This is a genomic window from Litchfieldia alkalitelluris (assembly GCF_002153425.1).
Classification (GTDB): Bacteria; Bacillota; Bacilli; order Bacillales; family Salisediminibacteriaceae; genus Evansella; species Evansella alkalicola.
The window spans coordinates 1-2,438 of the sequence record NZ_MTSQ01000033.1 but is presented as its reverse complement, the minus strand read 5'-3'; the positions used below and the strand labels follow the sequence as shown (position 1 = coordinate 2,438).

The window sequence follows — 2,438 nt, the reverse complement described above, 5'->3', positions numbered from 1 at the left end:
TTGTTTATGGCAAACTAATAATGTAGGGTATGGCAATTAATTTATGCCGGCCCCGAGGGGCCGGCATAAATTAAAAAAGGCCACTTGCAATCTTCTCCAAATAACTTTAAACTCCTCGTTGGACCAACAACGTTTGACAGGAGGATATTAGGAGATGTTGAAAGTGGCACAAATAGATTATATCAGATATGAAGTGAATCAAAAAGGTGAAACATATGCCAATGTAGCAAGGAGAATGGAGATAGATCCAAGGACTGTAACGAAATATGCGAATCAAGAAGAATTTAACGTAAAGGAACCACAAAAACGAATTTCTAGAGTTATGGATCCAGTAAAACCAATTCTAGATAAGTGGATTAAAGAGGATCTTAAAAAGAAAAAGAAGAATCATAGAACGGCCAAAAAGATGTATGAGCAATTAGTAAAGTTTCATAGTTTCAAAGGGTCAGCCCGCTCAGTAAGAGCTTATGTATCTCATCGTAAGAAGGAAATAAAGGAGTATATTGAAGGAGCTGCCCTTCCGCTGGAAGCAATACCAGGTACAGCACAGGTGGATTTTGGAGAAGCCCCTTTCAAATATTTAGGGGAAGTAATTGACCTTCCATACTTAGTAATGTCATTCCAGAACAGTAATACATTCTACTTTCAGGTATTTCCTTCGGAAAACACAGAGTGCTTGTTGGAAGGTTTACAGAGAATGTTCCGTCATATGGGTGGAGTACCAAACACCATTCGCTTTGATAATTTATCACCTGCAGTAAAAAAGATAAAAGGAAAAGGAGAACGAAGTCTAACAGATACTTTTGAACGTTTTGTTTTACACTATGGCTTCCAGTATGAATTCTGTAATCCTGGCAAAGGAAATGAAAAAGGGCATGTAGAGGCAATGGTTAAATATGTTCGGAACAACTTCCTCTTACCTGAATGTACTATAACTAACTTGGATGAGTTTAATAGTACTCTATGGAAAGTAGCAGAAGATGATAGAGAACGCCCACACTATCTAAAGCACGTACTCCAATCAGAATTATATAAGGAAGATCAAGAAGCATGGCTGATACTGCCTGAGAAATCGTTTGACTGTACACGATATGAACAAGTAAAGGCTGATAAGTATGGAATTGTATCAATAGACAATAAAGAGTATTCAACTTCTCCTAGATTCGCCAGGCAAAAGGTAAGAGTTTGTATAACTTATAATTCTATTACGGTTTTAAATGAGGACCATGAAATCGTTGTAACTCACCATCGACTTTACGGGGTTAGGCGTAGGTCAATGATATGGCAGCCCTATCTTGATTTATTATCAAGACGGCCAAAGGCTATTAAATATACAAGTTTGTATGATCAATTTCCTTATGAGTGGTCGAAATACTTAAGAGAATGTACGGAGGAGGAACAGAAAGCAGCCTTACGGCTTTTAGGGAGTCTATTAAAAAATAATGATTTCACGCTACTCAATGAGGCCCTAAGAATAGCTTCCGCGCATGGGCACCCTAATACAGACCAAATAAAGCATTGCTTTTATTCTTTACTCAATCAGAGCAATTCTCATGCGGCGATAACTCCTCGTTTCAGAGTACCAACAATGCCGGATGCCTCAAGAGGGTTAACCCATTATGATGCCTTCTTCCAAGAAGGGGGTGTCGCAAGGTGAATGAACAAATAGCACTATATGCCAAGCGTCTGAAGCTCAGTTGGACGAAGGAGAACTATAACAATATCAAAGCAAACAGTAATGAGGAGTTCCTTCTAAAGCTTTTAGAAAAGGAAGTAGAAGCACGAGAAGAGCGCAAGGTTAATCTCTTATTAAGCCAAGCTCAACTTCCCAAAACGGGGTCCCAGCCGTTTCAGTGGGAGCATATACAAATTCCACAAGGAATTGATAGAGATACTGTATTAAATGGGGATTTTATTAAAGATAGGGAGAATCTCATTTTGTATGGAGGAGTTGGGACGGGGAAAACCTACTTAGCAACCTTACTGTCCTTAAATGCCATATATAAGTTTGGCTATAAGGTGAAATTTTTTACCGTGGCAGGTTTAGTAAATAAATTAATAGAAGCCAATCAGCAAGGGACGTTACCTAAGCTGATGAAACAGATAGATAAGCTAGACAATCTGGTTTTGGACGAATTGGGTTACATCCCCTTAAATAAGGAGGGGGCTGAACTACTTTTTCAGGTGATTTCCATGTGTTATGAGAATCGAAGTATGGTAATCACCACCAACCTTCAATTCGGTCAATGGAACCATGTATTTGGAGATCCGATCCTTACTGAGGCAGTCATTGACCGGCTGATACATCATTCACATTTATTAGTATTTAAAGGTGATAGTTTTCGATATAAAGAGTCTTTACTAAACAAGTAAATAGGAGGTGCAAGTGGCATACATTTTTAATTGCCATTTCATACATTTTTTACTTGCCAAATACA

At 38.4% G+C, this 2,438-nt stretch carries 2 protein-coding genes; both read left to right on the top strand.

Annotated features, from left to right (window positions below):
• The first annotated feature begins 154 nt into the window (after positions 1 to 154).
• The gene (gene istA, locus BW724_RS23025) at positions 155 to 1,657 is read left to right on the top strand and encodes an IS21 family transposase (RefSeq protein WP_088076712.1); all 1,503 of its coding nucleotides are present in this window, start codon (positions 155 to 157) and stop codon (positions 1,655 to 1,657) included.
• A complete protein-coding gene (gene istB / locus BW724_RS23020) occupies positions 1,654 to 2,373 on the top strand; it encodes an IS21-like element helper ATPase IstB (protein WP_088073339.1) in 720 nt (239 codons plus the stop codon). The genes istA and istB overlap by 4 nt, the downstream gene beginning before the upstream one ends.
• Positions 2,374 to 2,438: the final 65 nt, after the last annotated feature.